Source organism: Modestobacter sp. NPDC049651 (assembly GCF_040659695.1).
Lineage (GTDB): Bacteria > Actinomycetota > Actinomycetes > Mycobacteriales > Geodermatophilaceae > Modestobacter.
In genome coordinates, this window is sequence record NZ_JBFAOG010000018.1 from 15068 (window position 1) to 30206 (window position 15139).

Here is a 15139-nt window from a genome sequence, read left to right on the forward strand (position 1 = left end):
CCGGGGATGAGCGCGGTCGTCCCCGGGCCGGCGGCCGATCCCGCGGCCACCCCGCCGCAGACGGTGCGGCTGGTGAACCTGCCCAACGCGCTGACCCTGCTGCGGCTGCTCGTGGTGCCGCTGTTCGCGCTGCTGCTGCTGTCGGCCGACGGGCTGGACACCCGGCAGCGGATCTGGGCGACGGTCGTGTTCGGGCTGGCGATCATCACCGACCGCTACGACGGGATGATCGCCCGGCGGCGCAACCAGGTCACCGAGTTCGGCAAGCTCGCCGACCCGATCGCCGACAAGGCGCTCACCGGCACCGCGCTCGTCGGGCTGTCGGTGCTCGCGCTGCTCCCGTGGTGGGTCACCCTGGTGATCCTGGTGCGGGAGGTCGGCGTGACCGTCCTGCGCTTCTGGGTCATCCGGCACGGGGTGATCGCCGCCAGCCGCGGCGGCAAGGCCAAGACCGTGCTGCAGGCGCTCGCCATCGGGCTGTACATCCTCCCGCTCACCGGGGTGCTCGCCTCGGCCCGCTGGTGGGTCATGGGCGCCGCGCTGGTGCTCACCGTGATCACCGGCGCCGACTACGTCTGGCGCGCGGTGACGCTGCGCCGCACCAGCGCGCGGGCGATGGCCGCCGCGGCGGCGCGCCGCTCGGCCGGTGGGACCGCACCCGGCGGGACCCGCACGGACACCGCGGCGTGACCTCCCAGGAGGCGTCCTCGGCCGCCCGGCTGCACGCCGCCCTGCTCGGCCGCGGGGAGACCGTCGCCGCCGCCGAGTCGCTCACCGCTGGGCTGTTCTGCGCGACGCTGGCCGCGGTGCCCGGCGCCAGCGGCACCCTGCGCGGAGGCGCGGTCGTCTACGCGACCGACCTGAAGACGACGCTCGCCGGGGTGCCGGCCGACCTGCTGGCCGAGCACGGCGCGGTGAGCGAGCCGACCGCCCGGGCGCTGGCCGAGGGCATCCGGGAGCGCTGCACGGCCACCTGGGGCGTCGGGCTCACCGGCGTCGCCGGGCCCGATCCGGCCGACGGCCACGGGCCCGGCCGGGTGTACCTGGGGATCAGCGACGGGCAGCGCACCGACGTCCACCAGCTGGACCTGCCCGGCGACCGCGCGGCGGTCCGGGCCGGCGCGGTCGAGGCGGCGTGCACCCGGCTGCTGGCCCGGCTGACGGCCCGGGAAGCCACGCCCCGCTGACGGCGTTACGCCAACAGCGGACGGAGGACTCCCAGCGGAGCTGCCGGAGTCGCCGCCGCGTACCGTGAGCGCACGGCGTCCCCCGGCCCCGGGAGGCGTCGCCGCTCACTTGACCTGGTTCGACTGGACAGGAGACGGCCATGACGTTGCTGCGCACCCAGCTGGGGAACACCCTGCGGGGCCACCGGCTGCGGCAGCGGCGCACCCTGCGCGACGTCTCCGGTGCCGCCCGGGTGAGCCTGGGCTACCTCTCGGAGGTCGAGCGGGGGCAGAAGGAGGCCTCCTCCGAGCTGCTCGCCTCGATCTGCGACGCCCTGGACGTCGAGCTCGCCGACCTGCTCGCCGAGGTCAGCCTCGAGCTGCGGCTGGCCGACGGCGGCCCGGTGCGCCGGGTGCCGGCCGGCGCGCTGCGCGGACCCGCCGCCGAGCAGCTCCCCGACGAGGCGCCGGCCGGCGCCGAGCGCGCGGCCGACGTGCCGGCGGAGGCCCCCACGGCCGAGCCCGCGCTCGCGCTCGTCGGTGGCGGCCAGCCCGCCCGCGGCGCCCTCCGCACCGGAGCGGTGTCGCTGGCCGCCTGAGGCCGCTGACGACCACCGACAGCCCGTCCGGACGACGTCCGGGCGGGCTGTCGTCGTCCCGGGCGGGTGCCGCTGGACGATCCGCGGTGCCGACGTCCACCGCCGGCCGCCGCTGGACGGCGCTCCGGGCGGCTGACCAGCGTGAACGGGCTTCCTGGTCACCGCTCCGGCGCGTCGGACGGCGTCCGGGCGTGAGCGACACGATCTCCGTTCGACCGCCGCGTCCTTGACCCGGTGGAACCGGGATGGGACACAGAGTGCATGTCGACGACCGGATCCCGCACCACGCCCTCGCAGCACCCTTCCCTGCCGGTGCCGTCCGTCCCCGGGCGCAGCGGGGTCACGGTGCTCGAGGCCGACGCCGCGGAGACCGCCGCCGCCGAGGCCGCCGCCCTGGCCGGCCAGCACCTGACCACCCCGGTGCCGGTCGGTGCCGGCCTGGTGCCCCCGCCGCCGGTGCAGCACCTGACCACCCCGGTGCCGTCGCTGGGCGTCGCCGTCCCCGCCCCGCGCCCGACCACGCCGCGGCCCGAGGGCCGGCGCACGGCCGCCCCGCGCACCGGCGTGGCGATGAGCCGCACCCGCCGCGGCCTGCTCACCGGCGCCCGCGACGCCTTCGCCGAGCGCGGCCTCAAGCGGACCACCATGCAGCACGTGGCCGCCGCGGCCGGCGTCGCCAAGGCGACCCTGTACAACCACTTCCGCACCAAGGACGACGTGGCGCACGCGCTGCTCGCCTACGAGCTGGACCGGCTGGTCACCCTCGCCGCCGAGCTGCCGTTCACCGTGGCGCTCCCGGCGCTCGCCGAGGAGGTCGGCGGCCACGCGGTGCTCCGCCGCTTCGCCGAGACCGACCCCGAGACGCTGACCCGGATGCTCAACATCGACGCCGAGCGCTGGGACGACATCGTCGTGGCGATCGGCTCGGCGCTCGGGCTGTCCCGCCCGGCGGCCGAGATGGTGTCCCGCTGGCTGCTCGGCCTGGTGCTGCAGCCGGGCACGCCGTCCGAGCGGGCCGCGCAGGCCGCGACGATGGCGAACCTGCTCGGCTGACGGGCACCCCTCCCGGCGGCGGCCGCGCTCCCTCGGGGCGCGGCCGCTCGCACGTCCAGCCCGGCTCCGCGGGACCATCGTCCCGGGCCCGGTGACCCACCCGCCGGCCGACGCCCCGGTCTCCCAGGAGCGACTCCCATGCGGTACCTGTTCCGCCACCCCTCCACCGACGCCACCGGCCTGCTGACCCTGCCCTGGACCCAGCCGCTGGAGGAGTGGGACGACGACTACCTGCTCGAGGTGCCCCAGCGCGGCATCTCCCGGCACGTCGTCCGGTTCACCGCCCACGAGGGCGTGGTGTACGCGCTGAAGGAGATCGACGAGCGGCTCGCCCGCCACGAGTACGCCCTGCTGGGCGAGTTCGAGGAGGACGGGCTGCCGACGGTCTCCCCGGTGGGGGTGTGCGTCGACCGCCCCGACGACCAGCCGGCCGTCCTGATCACCCGGTACCTCGAGTACTCGATGTCCTACCGCTACCTGTTCTCCGGACCGCGGGCGGCCGAGTCGCCCGAGCGGCTGCTGGACACGCTGGTGCAGCTGCTGGTCCGCCTGCACCTGGCCGGCATCTTCTGGGGCGACTGCTCGCTGTCGAACACCCTCTTCCGGCTCGACGCCGGCAACTACGCCGCCTACCTGGTCGACGCCGAGACCGCCGAGCGGCACGCGACCCTGTCGGCCGGCAAGCGCGAGTACGACGTCGACCTGGCCCGCGAGCGGGTCGGCGCGGAGCTGATGGACCTGCAGGCCGGCGAGCTGCTGTCCGGGCGGATCGACCCGGTGGAGGTCGCCAACAGCGTGCCGGCCCGGTACGCCGCGCTGTGGGACGAGGTGACCCGGGAGGACGTCTTCCGCACCGACGAGCAGGCCGTGCGGGTCGCCGAGCGGCTGCAGCGGCTCAACGACCTCGGGTTCGACGTCGGCGAGGTCGAGCTGGTCACCTCCGGCGAGGGCGCCCGGCTGCGGGTGGAGACCCGGGTGAGCGAGCCCGGTCAGCACCGCCGCGAGCTGCTGCGGCTCACCGGCCTGGACGTGCAGGAGAACCAGGCGCGCCGGCTGCTCAACGACCTGTGGTCCTACCGTGCCTACCTCGAGCAGCGCGGCGGCGGGCACCTGCCGGACACGGTGGCCGGGCACCGCTGGCTGACCGAGGTGTACCTGCCGGTGGTGAACGCGATCCCCGACGAGCTGGCCGGCCGGATCGAGCCGGCGGAGGTCTTCCACGAGGTGCTCGAGCACCGCTGGTTCCTGTCCGAGCGGGCCGGGTTCGACGTCGGCACCTGGACGGCGGTGCGCTCCTACGTGCAGAACGTGCTGCCGCGCACCCCCGTGCAGCTGACCACGCCCTCGGTGGTGGCCTACCGCGCGCAGGCCGGCGCGCCCGGCTGAGCGGCGGCTCGGTCTCGGCTGAGCGTCCCCGCTTGACACGCTACGTGACCGGCGACACGATCCCGGGACCACGGTGACCGCAGGTCACCGGTTCGCCAACGGAGGCGATGCCGGGTGCTCTCAGCAGTCAGAGTCCGTCGTGACCGGCCCACGGGCGGTCGTGCCCCAGCGCACCGCGGGGCGCCGGCCCACCGGTGGCGCCGGGGCTTGAGCGGGGCGTCGGCGGCGGCCGTCCTGGCGTCGGTCCTCGCGGCCTGCGGCGGCGGCTCCGGGGGCGGCACCCCCACGCTGACCTGGTACATCAACCCCGACTCCGGGGGGCAGGCGGAGATCGCGAAGCGGTGCACCGAGGCGGCCGACGGCCAGTACCGGCTCACCACGACGACGCTGCCCCGCGACGCGCCGGCCCAGCGCGAGCAGCTGGTCCGCCGGCTCGCGGCCGAGGACGACTCGATCGACCTGATGAGCCTCGACCCGCCGACCATCCCGGAGTTCTCCCAGGCCGGCTTCCTCGCCCCGGTGCCCGAGGACGTCGCACAGCGAGTGAGCAGCGACGTCGTGCAGAGCGCTCTGGACGGCGCCACCTGGGACGGCAAGCTGGTCACGGTGCCGTTCTGGGCGAACACCCAGCTGCTCTGGTACCGCAAGTCCGTGGCCGAGGCCGCCGGGCTCGACATGACCAAGCCGGTCACCTGGGACCAGATCGTCCAGGCGGCCGACAGCCAGGGGAAGCTGGTCGGCGCGCAGGGCATCCGGTCGGAGTCGCTGACCGTGTGGCTGAACGCGCTGATCGAGTCCGCCGGCGGGTCGATCATCGAGAAGAACTCGACCGACCCGGAGAAGATCCAGCTGGGTCTGACCTCCGACGCCGGGCGGCGGGCGGCCGAGGTGATGCGCGAGGTCGGCCGGTCCAAGGCCGCCGGGCCGGCGTTCTCGACGTCCAACGAGGACAGCGCGGCGACCGGGTTCGAGGGGCCGGACGCCGGGTTCATGGTCAACTGGCCGTTCGTCTGGCCGCGGGCCAACAGCGCGGTCGAGGGCGGCACGCTCGACGCCTCCGTCCCGGCCGACTACGGCTGGGCGCTGTACCCGCAGGTCGACGCGGACAAGCCGAGCGCCCCGCCGTACGGCGGCATCAACCTCGGCGTCGGCGCGTACAGCAAGCACACCGCGCTGGCCTACGCCGCGGCCGAGTGCATCACCACCGACGAGAACCAGGCGTACTACTTCGTCAGCAACGGCAACCCGGCCTCGTCGACCGCCGTCTACGACGACCCGAAGGTCGTCGAGCAGTTCCCGATGGCGCCGACGATCCGGCAGTCGCTGGAGCAGGCCGCACCCCGGCCGCAGACCGCCTACTACAACGAGGTCTCCGGCGGCGTCCAGCGCGAGTACCACCCACCGGCGTCGGTCGACCCGAACAGCACACCGCAGAAGGCCACCGACCTGATCACCGCCGTGCTGCACGGCGACCAGCTGCTGTGACGGAGGGAATCCGATGACGTCCACGACCCTCCCGCCGCGGGAGAAGACCGAACCGGTCTCCGCACCCCCCGGCGGCGCCAGCGACCGGTCCAAGGCCGAGCGCAAGCTGGGCTGGTACCTCGCCGGCCCCGCATTCGTGGTGATGCTGCTGGTCACCGCGTACCCGATCGCCCAGGCCGTCTACTACTCGCTGTTCAACTACCGGCTGACCGACCCGGAGAACCGGTCGTTCATCGGGTTGAGCAACTACTGGGTGGTGCTGAGCGACTCGCTGTGGTGGCAGTCGCTGTGGGTCACCGTCTTCATCACCGTGGTCACCGTCGCCGTCGAGCTGGTGCTCGGCTTCGCGCTGGCGCTGGTGATGGCCAAGGCGCTGCGGGCGATCCGGCCGGTGGTCCGGGCGGCGATCCTCATCCCGTACGCCATCATCACCGTCGTCTCGGCGTTCGCCTGGCAGTTCGCCTTCGACATCAACACCGGGTTCGTCAACAGCTGGTTCGCCTGGCTGCCCGGGGTCAGCGCCGACACCGACTGGTTCGGCGACAAGTGGACGTCGCTGCTGGTCATCTGCCTGGCCGAGATCTGGAAGACCACGCCGTTCATCTCGCTGCTGCTGCTGGCGGGGCTCGCCCAGGTGCCCGAGGTGCTGCAGGAGGCGGCCAAGGTCGACGGCGCCACCTGGTGGCAGCGGATGCGCAAGGTGACCATCCCGAACATGAAGGCCGCGATCATGGTGGCCGTCCTGTTCCGCACCCTGGACGCCTTCCGGGTCTTCGACAGCATCTTCGTGATGACCGCCGGCGCGAACGGCACCGAGTCGGTGTCGTTCCTGGCCTACCGGCAGACGATCTCCCGGGTGGAGATCGGGCTGGGCTCGGCGGTCTCGGTGCTGCTGTTCCTCTGCGTGGTGGCGATCGCCCTCGCGTTCATCAAGGGCTTCAAGGTCGACCTGGCCCAGGCTCGAGGGGAGCGCTGATGTCCCGGCGGGAGAAGATCTGGTGGTGGATCGGCGGCCTGGCGATCATCGTCTACGCCCTGTTCCCGGTGGGCTGGATCGTGTCGCTGTCGCTCAAGGCGCCCTCGGACATCACCAACGGCAACTTCCTGCCGTCGAGCGGGAAGTGGACCTGGGAGAACTACAAGTCGATCCTCACCGGAACGGCGAGTGACCTGTTCCTGCCGGCGCTGCGCAACTCGTTCGGCATCTGCCTGATCGCCACCGCGATCTCCTGCGTGCTGTCGATGTTCGCCGCCTACGCGATCGCCCGGCTGGACTTCCCGGGCAAGCGGCTGATCCTGTCCGCGGCGCTGGGCGTGGCCATCTTCCCGGTCATCTCGATCGTGACGCCGCTGTTCAACCTGTGGCGGCAGATCGGCCTGTACGACACCTGGCCGGGGCTGATCATCCCGTACCTGTCGCTCACCCTGCCGATCTCCATCTGGACCATGTCGGCGTTCTTCCGGGAGATCCCCTGGGAGATGGAGCAGGCCGCGCAGGTCGACGGCGCGACCAACTGGCAGGCGTTCCGCAAGGTGATCGTGCCGCTGGCCGCACCCGGCGTCTTCACCACGGCGATCATCTCGTTCTTCATCGCCTGGAACGACTTCGCCTACGGCATCTCGCTGACCTCGACCAGCGCGTCGCGCCCGGTGCCCGCCGCCCTGGGCCTGTTCTCCGGCGCGTCCCAGTTCGAGGACCCGACCACGGTGATCGCGGCGGCCGCGGTCATCGTCACCATCCCCGTCGTCGTCCTCGTCCTGCTGTTCCAACGGCGCATCGTCGCCGGCCTGACCAACGGCGCGGTCAAGGGCTGACCGCACGTCCCTGAGGGAGAACACCCATGGCCTCGATCGAGATGCGCAACATCGTCAAGCAGTACGGCGACGGCTTCCCGGCGGTGAACGACGTCAGCCTGGACATCGCCGACGGGGAGTTCATGATCCTGGTCGGCCCGTCCGGCTGCGGTAAGTCGACGCTGCTCCGGATGATCGTCGGGCTGGAGGACATCACCAGCGGCGACATGGTCATCGGCGGCAAGCGGGTCAACGACCTGGCCCCCCGCGAACGCAACCTGTCGATGGTCTTCCAGAACTACGCCCTGTACCCGCACCTGTCGGTGTTCGAGAACATCGCCTTCCCGCTGCGGCTGCAGAAGACCCCGGAGGCCGAGGTGCAGCGGCTGGTGAACGACGCCGCCGACGTGCTGGAGCTGCACGAGCACCTGGAGCGCAAGCCGGCCAACCTCTCGGGTGGCCAGCGGCAGCGGGTCGCGATGGGCCGGGCGATCGTGCGCCAGGCCGACGCGTTCCTGTTCGACGAGCCGCTGTCGAACCTGGACGCCAAGCTGCGCGGCCAGATGCGCACCGAGATCGCCCGGCTGCAGCGCCGGCTGGGCATCACCACCGTGTACGTCACCCACGACCAGACCGAGGCCATGACCCTCGGCGACCGGGTGTGCGTGCTGCGGAAGGGGCGCATCCAGCAGGTCGCCTCCCCGCGCGAGCTCTACGAGCAGCCGGTCAACCTGTTCGTGGCCGGCTTCATCGGCTCGCCGCCGATGAACTTCCTGCCCGCCACCCTGGAGGGCCGGCAGCTGCAGACGCCGTTCGGCCCGATCGAGCTGGACGAGCAGCGGGCGGCGGCCGTCGCCGGCCGCGACGTGCTGCTGGTCGGGATCCGGCCGGAGTACTTCGAGGACGCCTCGCTGGTCGACGAGGCCAAGCGCCCGGTCGGCTCGGTGTTCCGGGCCCGGGTCGACGTCACCGAGTGGCTCGGCGACTCGCAGTACGCCTACATCCCCTACGAGGCGCCCGACGCGGTCCGCGACCAGCTGCGCGAGCTCTCCCGGGAGCTGGACGCCGAGGAGCTGCGCACCCAGGCGATCGTGTCGATCGACTCCACCAGCCGGATCCGCGAGGGCCGGGAGGCGGAGTTCTGGCTGGACAGCCGCAAGGTGCACGTCTTCGACCCGCACACCGGGGAGAACCTCACCCGGGACGCCGAGGCCGGGGCGCGGCTGACCCAGCTGGCCACCGAGGACCGGCAGGAGCAGCTGGCGGAGTCGGCCGGCGACGGGCGGGCCGCCACGTCGCCGTCCGGTGGCGCCCACGCCGCCGGCGCCGCCTGAGCCGCAGGCCGCCACCTGGTCGGGCCGGTCCCCTCGGGGACCGGCCCGACCCGTGCGGGCATGATCGTCGGCGCGGGGTTTGCTGGCTGCTGCCAGTGCGCACCTGACCCCGTGCAGACTCCCGTCGCACCCGCTCGTCGTACTCGGAGGCACACAGCATGGACATCACGGCGACCCAGGAGTGGTCGGCGCTCGCCGAGCACCACGCGGCGGTCGAGGGCCGCACGCTCCGGGAGCTGTTCGCCGCGGATCCCGAGCGCGGCAGGCGGTTGACCGCCCGCGCCGGCGACCTGTACCTGGACTACTCCAAGCACCGGGTCACCGACGAGACGCTGCAGCTGCTGGTCGCCCTGGCCGAGAAGGCCGGCGTCGCCGAGCGCAAGGAAGCGATGTTCCGCGGTGAGCACATCAACGTCACCGAGGACCGCGCCGTGCTGCACGTGGCGCTGCGCGACCCCGCCGACCAGGCGCTGACCGTCGACGGGCAGGACGTCACCGCCGACGTGCACGCGGTGCTCGGCAAGATGCGCGGGTTCGCCGACCGGGTGCGGTCGGGGGAGTGGCGGGGTGCCACCGGGCAGCGGATCGCCGCGGTGGTCAACATCGGGATCGGCGGCTCCGACCTCGGCCCAGCGATGGCCTACCAGGCGCTGGCCGACTACAGCGACCGCGGCATCACCGCCCGCTTCGTCTCCAACATCGACCCGACCGACTTCTACGAGAAGACCCGGGACCTGGACCCCGCGACCACGCTGTTCGTCGTCGTCTCCAAGACGTTCACCACCCTGGAGACGCTGACCAACGCGAAGGTCGCCCGGGCCTGGTTGCTCGACGGCCTGGGCGGCGACGGGTCGGCGGTGGCCAAGCACTTCGTCGCCGTCTCGACCAACGCCGAGGCGGTCGCCGAGTTCGGCATCGACACCGACAACATGTTCGGGTTCTGGGACTGGGTGGGCGGGCGCTACTCGTTCACCTCGGCGGTCGGCCTGTCGCTGATGGTCGCCATCGGCCCGGACGCCTACGCCGACATGCTCGCCGGGTTCCACACCGTCGACGAGCACTTCCGCACCGCCCCGCTGGCGGAGAACCTGCCGGTCCTGCAGGGCCTGCTCAACGTCTGGTACACGAACTTCTTCGGCGCCCAGACCCACGCCGTCCTGCCCTACAGCCAGTACCTGTCGCGGCTGCCCGCCTACCTGCAGCAGCTGACGATGGAGAGCAACGGCAAGTCGGTGCAGTGGGACGGCACCCCGGTGACGACGTCGACCGGCGAGGTCTACTGGGGCGAGCCGGGCACCAACGGCCAGCACGCGTTCCACCAGCTGCTGCACCAGGGCACCTCGCTGATCCCGGCCGACTTCATCGGTTTCGGTGAGCCCAACCACGACATCGAGGACATGCACGACCTGCTGATGGCCAACATGTTCGCGCAGAGCGCGGTGCTGGCCTTCGGGCGGACGGCGGAGGAGGTCGCCGCCGAGGGCACCGCCGCGGACGTCGTCCCGCACAAGGTCATGCCCGGCAACCGGCCGTCCTCGACGATCCTGGCGCCGAAGCTCACCCCCTCGACGCTGGGGCAGCTCATCGCCTTCTACGAGCACACCGTGTTCGTCGAGGGCGCCGTCTGGCAGATCGACTCGTTCGACCAGTGGGGCGTCGAGCTGGGCAAGGTGATGGCCCGTCAGCTCGCCCCGGCGCTGACCAGCGAGACCGCTCCGGAGATGGACCAGGACGCCTCGACCGTGGCGCTCGTCGCGGAGTACCGGAAGCTCCGCGGCCGCGCCTGACCCGCGGGTGGAGTCCCAGCGCTCGCATTCCGCAGCGCTGGGACTCCACCCGGGCAGGTTCAGGGGTTGCCCGGTGGCTGGCCGTGACCGGCGACTGGGACGATGATCGAGGACAGCGTCGCCCGCGCTGCGCCGTCCGCCACCCGGCGGGCGGAGCGCCGGACCAGGAGGACTCATGCCCAACCCGTTCGTGAAGTTCTGGAAGTACTTCTCGGCCTCGGCGAACCAGAAGATCGACGAGAAGGCCGACCCGAAGGTGCAGATCGCGCAGGCGATCGAGGCCGAGCAGCAGCGGCACCAGGCGCTGGCCAACCAGGCCGCGGCGGTGCTGGGCAACCAGCGGCAGCTCGAGATGCGGCTGAACCGCCAGCTCGGCGAGGTCGAGAAGCTGCAGTCCTCCGCGCGCCAGGCGCTCACGCTGTCGGACCAGTCGCGGTCGCAGGGCAACGCGCAGAAGGCCGCCGAGTACGAGAACGCCGCCCAGGCCTTCGCCACCCAGCTGGTGAGCGCCGAGCAGGCGATGGAGGACCTCAAGCGCAGCCACGACGAGGCCCTGCAGGCGGCCGAGCAGGCCAAGGGTGCGGTCGAGCAGAGCCGGATGCGGCTGCAGACGACCCTCGCCGAGCGCACCAAGCTGCTGTCGCAGCTGGAGCAGGCGAAGATGCAGGAGCGGGTCTCGGACTCGCTGCGTCAGGTCAACGAGCTCTCCGCGCCGGGCAACACGCCCTCGCTCGGTGAGGTGCGGGACAAGATCGAGGCCCGCTACGCCAACGCCCTCGGCCAGGCGGAGCTCGCGCAGAACTCGGTCGAGGGCCGGATGCTCGAGGTGCAGAAGGCGACCCTCGACGTCGCCGGCGCCTCCCGGCTGGCGGAGCTGCGCGCCTCGATGGGCGGCGGCGGCACCCAGGCGGTCACCGGCGGCACCCAGGCCGCCGGCGCGATCGGTGCCGGTGAGCCGGCCGTCGAGCAGCCCGCGGCCCAGCCGCAGCAGCAGCCCGAGCAGGCCTGACCTCTCGGCTCGAGAGCCCCGTCGTCCTCGCGGACGGCGGGGCTCTGCGTCGTTCGGGTGGGCTCTGCGTCGTTCAGGTGGCGGCGAGGGAGGCGGGGTGCCCGGGCTCCCCGGTCCGGGCCAGCGGGTCGATGGGGCTCCGGGCGGCCTGGCAGCTCGGGCACCAGTAGGTCACCCGCTCCTGGGTCTCCGGGCCCTGGTCGCCGAGCAGGATGGGGGTGCGGCAACGGCGGCAGGGCCTGCCCCGGCGGCCGAACACCCAGTGGTCCTCACCCCGCCGGGTCGAGCCGGTGGTGCTCTGCTCGGGGTGGTCCCGGTTGGCCTGCATCAGGGTGCGCGCGCGGGTGACCAGACCGGGCAGGTCAGGGACGTCGGCGACCCGGGTCCACGGGTGCGTGCGGGTCAGGAAGAGCGTCTCGACCTTGTAGAGGTTGCCGATGCCGGCCAGGTTGCGCTGGTCGAGGATCGCGACCCCGATCTGCTCGTCGGGGTGGGAGCGCAGCCGGCGCAGCGCCTCGTCGAGGTCCCAGTCGGGGCCCAGGACGTCGGGGCCGAGGTGGCCGACCAGCTCGGACTCGGCGCTGGTCGGCACGATCCGCATGTCGTGCAGCCGGTAGCCGACGCAGTCCCACTGGTCGGTCGACAGGACCGCCCGGATGCTGTGCGCGGGGCCGCCCTTCCACGGCGTGCCCCGGCGGTAGATGTGCCAGCTGCCGTCCATCCGGTAGTGGGTGCGCAGCGTCCGGCCGTCGGCGAAGCGGGTGAGCATGTGCTTGCCCCGGGGGACGACCTCGGTGACCGTCGCGCCGGTCAGGTCGACGGCGGCCAGCTGGGGCACCCGCAGCTCACCCCGGGTGAGCGTGGCGCCGGCCAGCGCGGTGTTCATCCGCTGGGCGGCCAGCCAGACGGTGTCTCCTTCGGGCACGGCACCATGATCCTCCGGTGCGTGCGGCGGCGCCTCAGTAGGAGGCGCGGCGGGGCTCGGTGCCGGGCAGGCCGGTGCGGGCCCGCGGGTCGACCGGCAGCGGCGTCGCCTGGCAGCTGGGGCACCACCAGGTCACCCGTTCCTGCAGGTCCGGGCCCTGGTCGCCGAGCTCGATCGTCGTCCCGCAGCGGCGGCACGGTCGGCCCTTGCGGCCGGCCACCCAGTGGTCCCAGCCGCGCCGGGTGATCCCGGTGGTGCTCTGCGCGGGCCGGTCGCGGTTGGCCAGCATCAGCGTGCGGGCACGCTCGACCAGCGCCCGCAGGTCCGGGACGTCGGCGACGCGTGCCCACGGGTTCACCCCGGTCAGGAACAGCGCCTCGGTCTTGTAGAGGTTGCCGGGGCCGGCGAGGTTCCGCTGGTCGAGGATCGCCACGCCGATCTGCTCGTCGGGGTGGCTGCGCAGCCGGCGCAGCGCCTCGTCGAGGTCCCAGTCCGGGCCCAGCACGTCGGGGCCGAGGTGGCCGACCAGCTCGCCCTCGCGGTCGGTGGGCACCAGCGCCACGTCGTGCAGCCGGTAGCCGACGCACTCGTACTCCCCGGTGGCCAGCACGGCCCGGATCTCGAACGCCGGCCCGCCGCGCCACCGAGCGCCGGGCCGGTAGATGTGCCAGCTGCCGTCCATCCGGTAGTGGGTGCGCAGCGTCCGGCCGTCGGCGAACCGGGTGAGCATGTGCTTGCCGCGCGGCACCACCTCGGTGACGGTGGCGCCGGTCAGGTCGACCGCCGCCAGCTGCGGTACCCGCAGCTCACCCCGGGTCAGGGTGCGGCCGGCCAGCGCGGTGTCCATCCGCTTCGCCGCCAGCCAGACGGTGTCTCCTTCGGGCACCCGACCATGGTCCCTCGCCCGCCGCTGCGGCGCGTTCGGCTGGATCTTTGCGACGGACCGCCGATGGTCGACCAGTAGCGAGCCGTGGAGGAGGCCGGGGTGGCCGTCGTGCGCACCACGTTCCAGCCGGAGCAGACCGTCGTCCGGGCCGGGTCGCTGTGGTGGGTGATGACGGCGATCACCGGCGTTGCGGGCGCTGTCATCGGGGCTTGGTGCATCGTCCAGCCCGCCGATCTCGCGACCCGGCTGATCGGACCGGTCTGGTTGCCGACCCTGGCGGCGGTCTGCCTGGCGGTCAGCACGGAGCGCTGGTCGACGTCCGGCCGCACGCTCGTGGGCGTCGGGCTGTTCAGCGTCTGGACGGTCGGCGCTGACGATGTCGTCGGGGTGGACGACGAGAACGGCCTGCAGGTGGTGCTGCGCAGTGGTCGCCGGCTGGAGTTCGCCATCTGCCAGCCGTCCCTCGCGCAGTCGATCATCCGCAACCGCCGTCGCCGGCGTGAAGCGGCGCGCCTCCGGGAGTGGCTCGAGAGCGTGCGCGGACCCGCCCCGCTGGGCTGGGCGCAGGCGGACGTCGCCGTCCGGGTGCGCTGGTCGGCGGTCGTCGGGGTGGTTGCGACCGCGGCGCTGGGCGAGGCGGCCGCGCTGTTGTCATGGGCGCTGGCCTGAGTCAGGCAGGCGGCACCGCGAGGATGCGGCGGGCCAGCCGGCGGTCCTGCCAGCCGGTGATCGCACTGGAAGTGCCGCCGAGGTCCCCGTCGAGCTGGAGCACCGCCGCGACGCCGAGGAAGACGACGGTCGGCAACCAGGACACAGCCACGCGGATCAGCGTCCGCCGCGACCAGGGGCGCGCCACGTCGGGCACCTGGCGCGCCCACGCGCGCGCCACCGCGGCGACCTGCGGGTCGGGGTGCGGCCGGCCGCGCCGGGCGTGCCGGGCGACCTGCCGTCGGCGCCGGCCACCGAGCTCGTCCCACTCTCGCAGGGGGAGGTACACGCGGTACGGCACGGGAACATCCTGCCCGCTGGAGTGACCTTCGTTGCGCAGGCGCGGATCCGGGAACAGCCGACGATGCGGAGGCGCTGAGGCACCCCGTGGACGTGAGCACGCGACTGCGCAGCCTGACCGGCGCCCCCGCCGACCCGCACCCCGAGCCGGTGACCGTGACGGTGGCCCGGGCCGTGCCCGTGGAGAAGCGGGAGGCGTACGAGCGCTGGGCCGCCGAGGTCCAGGAGCTGGTGGCCACGTTCCCCGGCAACCTCGGGACGTCGCTGCTGCGGCCAGGGCTGGGCAGCGACGAGTACCACTTCGTCTACCGGTTCACCGACGACGAGGCACTGGCCGGCTGGGAGCGCTCGGCGGAGCGGCGGCAGGCGCTCGCCCGGGTGCACGAGCTGGCCGAGGGGGAGCGGTTCGCCCGCGCCGTCGGTCTGGAGACGTTCTTCGCCGTCCCGCCGCGGCCCGGACCCGCCTGGCGGAGCTGGCTGCTCACGGTCGCGACGGTGCTGGCGTTCACCTCGACCTTCCAGCTCGTCGCGGTGCCTTTCCTGGGCGGCTGGCCGTGGCCGGCCCGGCTGCTGGTGTCGGCGGTGTTCGTGGTGACCGCGCTGCGGCTGGCGATGCCGCGGCTCAGCCGCCTGCTCGCCCCCTGGCTGGAGGCCCGCCGCCGCTGACCGCTGCACCCCGGCGGCCCAGGACCCAACCGGTCCTGGGC

16 protein-coding genes are annotated in these 15139 nt (G+C 73.2%); 13 read left to right on the forward strand and 3 right to left on the reverse strand.

Annotated features, from left to right (window positions below):
- Nucleotides 1-6 precede the first annotated feature (6 nt).
- The 11 genes from pgsA (at nucleotide 7) to AB0J00_RS19175 (ending at nucleotide 11613) form a co-directional block, all read left to right on the forward strand.
- Nucleotides 7-690: a CDP-diacylglycerol--glycerol-3-phosphate 3-phosphatidyltransferase gene (gene pgsA / locus AB0J00_RS19125; protein ID WP_357747823.1), complete on the forward strand. Its 684-nt coding sequence runs from the start codon at nucleotides 7-9 to the stop codon at nucleotides 688-690.
- Nucleotides 687-1187, forward strand: a complete 501-nt coding sequence (locus AB0J00_RS19130; RefSeq protein WP_357747825.1) for a nicotinamide-nucleotide amidohydrolase family protein — start codon at nucleotides 687-689, stop codon at nucleotides 1185-1187. Before pgsA ends, AB0J00_RS19130 begins: the two co-directional genes overlap by 4 nt.
- A gap of 140 nt (nucleotides 1188-1327) precedes the next feature.
- Nucleotides 1328-1765, forward strand: a complete 438-nt coding sequence (locus AB0J00_RS19135; protein WP_357747828.1) for a helix-turn-helix transcriptional regulator — start codon at nucleotides 1328-1330, stop codon at nucleotides 1763-1765.
- Nucleotides 1766-2077: 312 nt separating this feature from the next.
- Nucleotides 2078-2818: a TetR/AcrR family transcriptional regulator gene (locus AB0J00_RS19140; protein WP_357747830.1), complete on the forward strand. Its 741-nt coding sequence runs from the start codon at nucleotides 2078-2080 to the stop codon at nucleotides 2816-2818.
- Between the two features lie 138 nt (nucleotides 2819-2956).
- Nucleotides 2957-4204: a DUF4032 domain-containing protein gene (locus AB0J00_RS19145; protein ID WP_357747832.1), complete on the forward strand. Its 1248-nt coding sequence runs from the start codon at nucleotides 2957-2959 to the stop codon at nucleotides 4202-4204.
- Nucleotides 4205-4411: 207 nt separating this feature from the next.
- Nucleotides 4412-5689 carry an extracellular solute-binding protein gene (locus tag AB0J00_RS19150; protein ID WP_357747834.1) on the forward strand — a complete coding sequence of 426 codons (1278 nt, stop codon included), beginning with the start codon at nucleotides 4412-4414 and terminating at the stop codon, nucleotides 5687-5689.
- A gap of 13 nt (nucleotides 5690-5702) precedes the next feature.
- Nucleotides 5703-6665, forward strand: a complete 963-nt coding sequence (locus AB0J00_RS19155) for a sugar ABC transporter permease (RefSeq protein WP_357747837.1) — start codon at nucleotides 5703-5705, stop codon at nucleotides 6663-6665.
- Complete coding sequence (locus tag AB0J00_RS19160) at nucleotides 6665-7504, forward strand: carbohydrate ABC transporter permease (RefSeq protein WP_357747839.1); 840 nt, start codon at nucleotides 6665-6667, stop codon at nucleotides 7502-7504. The genes AB0J00_RS19155 and AB0J00_RS19160 overlap by 1 nt, the downstream gene beginning before the upstream one ends.
- Before the next feature lie 26 nt (nucleotides 7505-7530).
- Nucleotides 7531-8817, forward strand: a complete 1287-nt coding sequence (gene ugpC, locus AB0J00_RS19165) for a sn-glycerol-3-phosphate ABC transporter ATP-binding protein UgpC (protein WP_357747841.1) — start codon at nucleotides 7531-7533, stop codon at nucleotides 8815-8817.
- A 158-nt stretch (nucleotides 8818-8975) separates the two neighbouring features.
- Nucleotides 8976-10604, forward strand: coding sequence for a glucose-6-phosphate isomerase (gene pgi / locus AB0J00_RS19170; protein WP_357747843.1), 1629 nt, complete (start codon nucleotides 8976-8978; stop codon nucleotides 10602-10604).
- A 175-nt stretch (nucleotides 10605-10779) separates the two neighbouring features.
- A complete protein-coding gene (locus AB0J00_RS19175) occupies nucleotides 10780-11613 on the forward strand; it encodes a PspA/IM30 family protein (protein WP_357747845.1) in 834 nt (277 codons plus the stop codon).
- A 73-nt stretch (nucleotides 11614-11686) separates the two neighbouring features.
- Here AB0J00_RS19175 and AB0J00_RS19180 read toward each other — a convergent pair whose 3' ends face one another.
- Nucleotides 11687-12538 (reverse strand): DNA-formamidopyrimidine glycosylase family protein, encoded by an 852-nt coding sequence (locus AB0J00_RS19180; RefSeq protein WP_357747848.1) that lies wholly within the window; start codon nucleotides 12536-12538, stop codon nucleotides 11687-11689.
- Between the two features lie 34 nt (nucleotides 12539-12572).
- On the reverse strand, nucleotides 12573-13424 hold the full coding sequence (locus AB0J00_RS19185; protein ID WP_357747850.1) for a DNA-formamidopyrimidine glycosylase family protein: 852 nt from the start codon (nucleotides 13422-13424) through the stop codon (nucleotides 12573-12575).
- 99 nt (nucleotides 13425-13523) lie between these two features.
- Between AB0J00_RS19185 and AB0J00_RS19190 the strand changes: the two genes are divergently transcribed.
- On the forward strand, nucleotides 13524-14093 hold the full coding sequence (locus AB0J00_RS19190; RefSeq protein ID WP_357747853.1) for a hypothetical protein: 570 nt from the start codon (nucleotides 13524-13526) through the stop codon (nucleotides 14091-14093).
- Between the two features lies 1 nt (nucleotide 14094).
- Here AB0J00_RS19190 and AB0J00_RS19195 read toward each other — a convergent pair whose 3' ends face one another.
- The gene (locus AB0J00_RS19195; RefSeq protein WP_357747856.1) at nucleotides 14095-14433 is read right to left on the reverse strand and encodes a hypothetical protein; all 339 of its coding nucleotides are present in this window, start codon (nucleotides 14431-14433) and stop codon (nucleotides 14095-14097) included.
- 92 nt (nucleotides 14434-14525) lie between these two features.
- Here AB0J00_RS19195 and AB0J00_RS19200 point away from each other — a divergent pair, with 92 nt between their 5' ends.
- A complete protein-coding gene (locus tag AB0J00_RS19200; RefSeq protein ID WP_357747858.1) occupies nucleotides 14526-15098 on the forward strand; it encodes an antibiotic biosynthesis monooxygenase in 573 nt (190 codons plus the stop codon).
- Nucleotides 15099-15139: the final 41 nt, after the last annotated feature.

Coding starts and splice junctions, on each gene's coding strand:
- AB0J00_RS19145 (WP_357747832.1), top strand. CDS start 2,957: ATGCGGTACCTGTTCCGCCACCCCTCCACCGACGCCACCGGCCTGCTG.
- AB0J00_RS19155 (WP_357747837.1), top strand. CDS start 5,703: ATGACGTCCACGACCCTCCCGCCGCGGGAGAAGACCGAACCGGTCTCC.
- ugpC (WP_357747841.1), top strand. CDS start 7,531: ATGGCCTCGATCGAGATGCGCAACATCGTCAAGCAGTACGGCGACGGC.
- pgsA (WP_357747823.1), top strand. CDS start 7: ATGAGCGCGGTCGTCCCCGGGCCGGCGGCCGATCCCGCGGCCACCCCG.
- AB0J00_RS19135 (WP_357747828.1), top strand. CDS start 1,328: ATGACGTTGCTGCGCACCCAGCTGGGGAACACCCTGCGGGGCCACCGG.
- AB0J00_RS19160 (WP_357747839.1), top strand. CDS start 6,665: ATGTCCCGGCGGGAGAAGATCTGGTGGTGGATCGGCGGCCTGGCGATC.
- pgi (WP_357747843.1), top strand. CDS start 8,976: ATGGACATCACGGCGACCCAGGAGTGGTCGGCGCTCGCCGAGCACCAC.
- AB0J00_RS19175 (WP_357747845.1), top strand. CDS start 10,780: ATGCCCAACCCGTTCGTGAAGTTCTGGAAGTACTTCTCGGCCTCGGCG.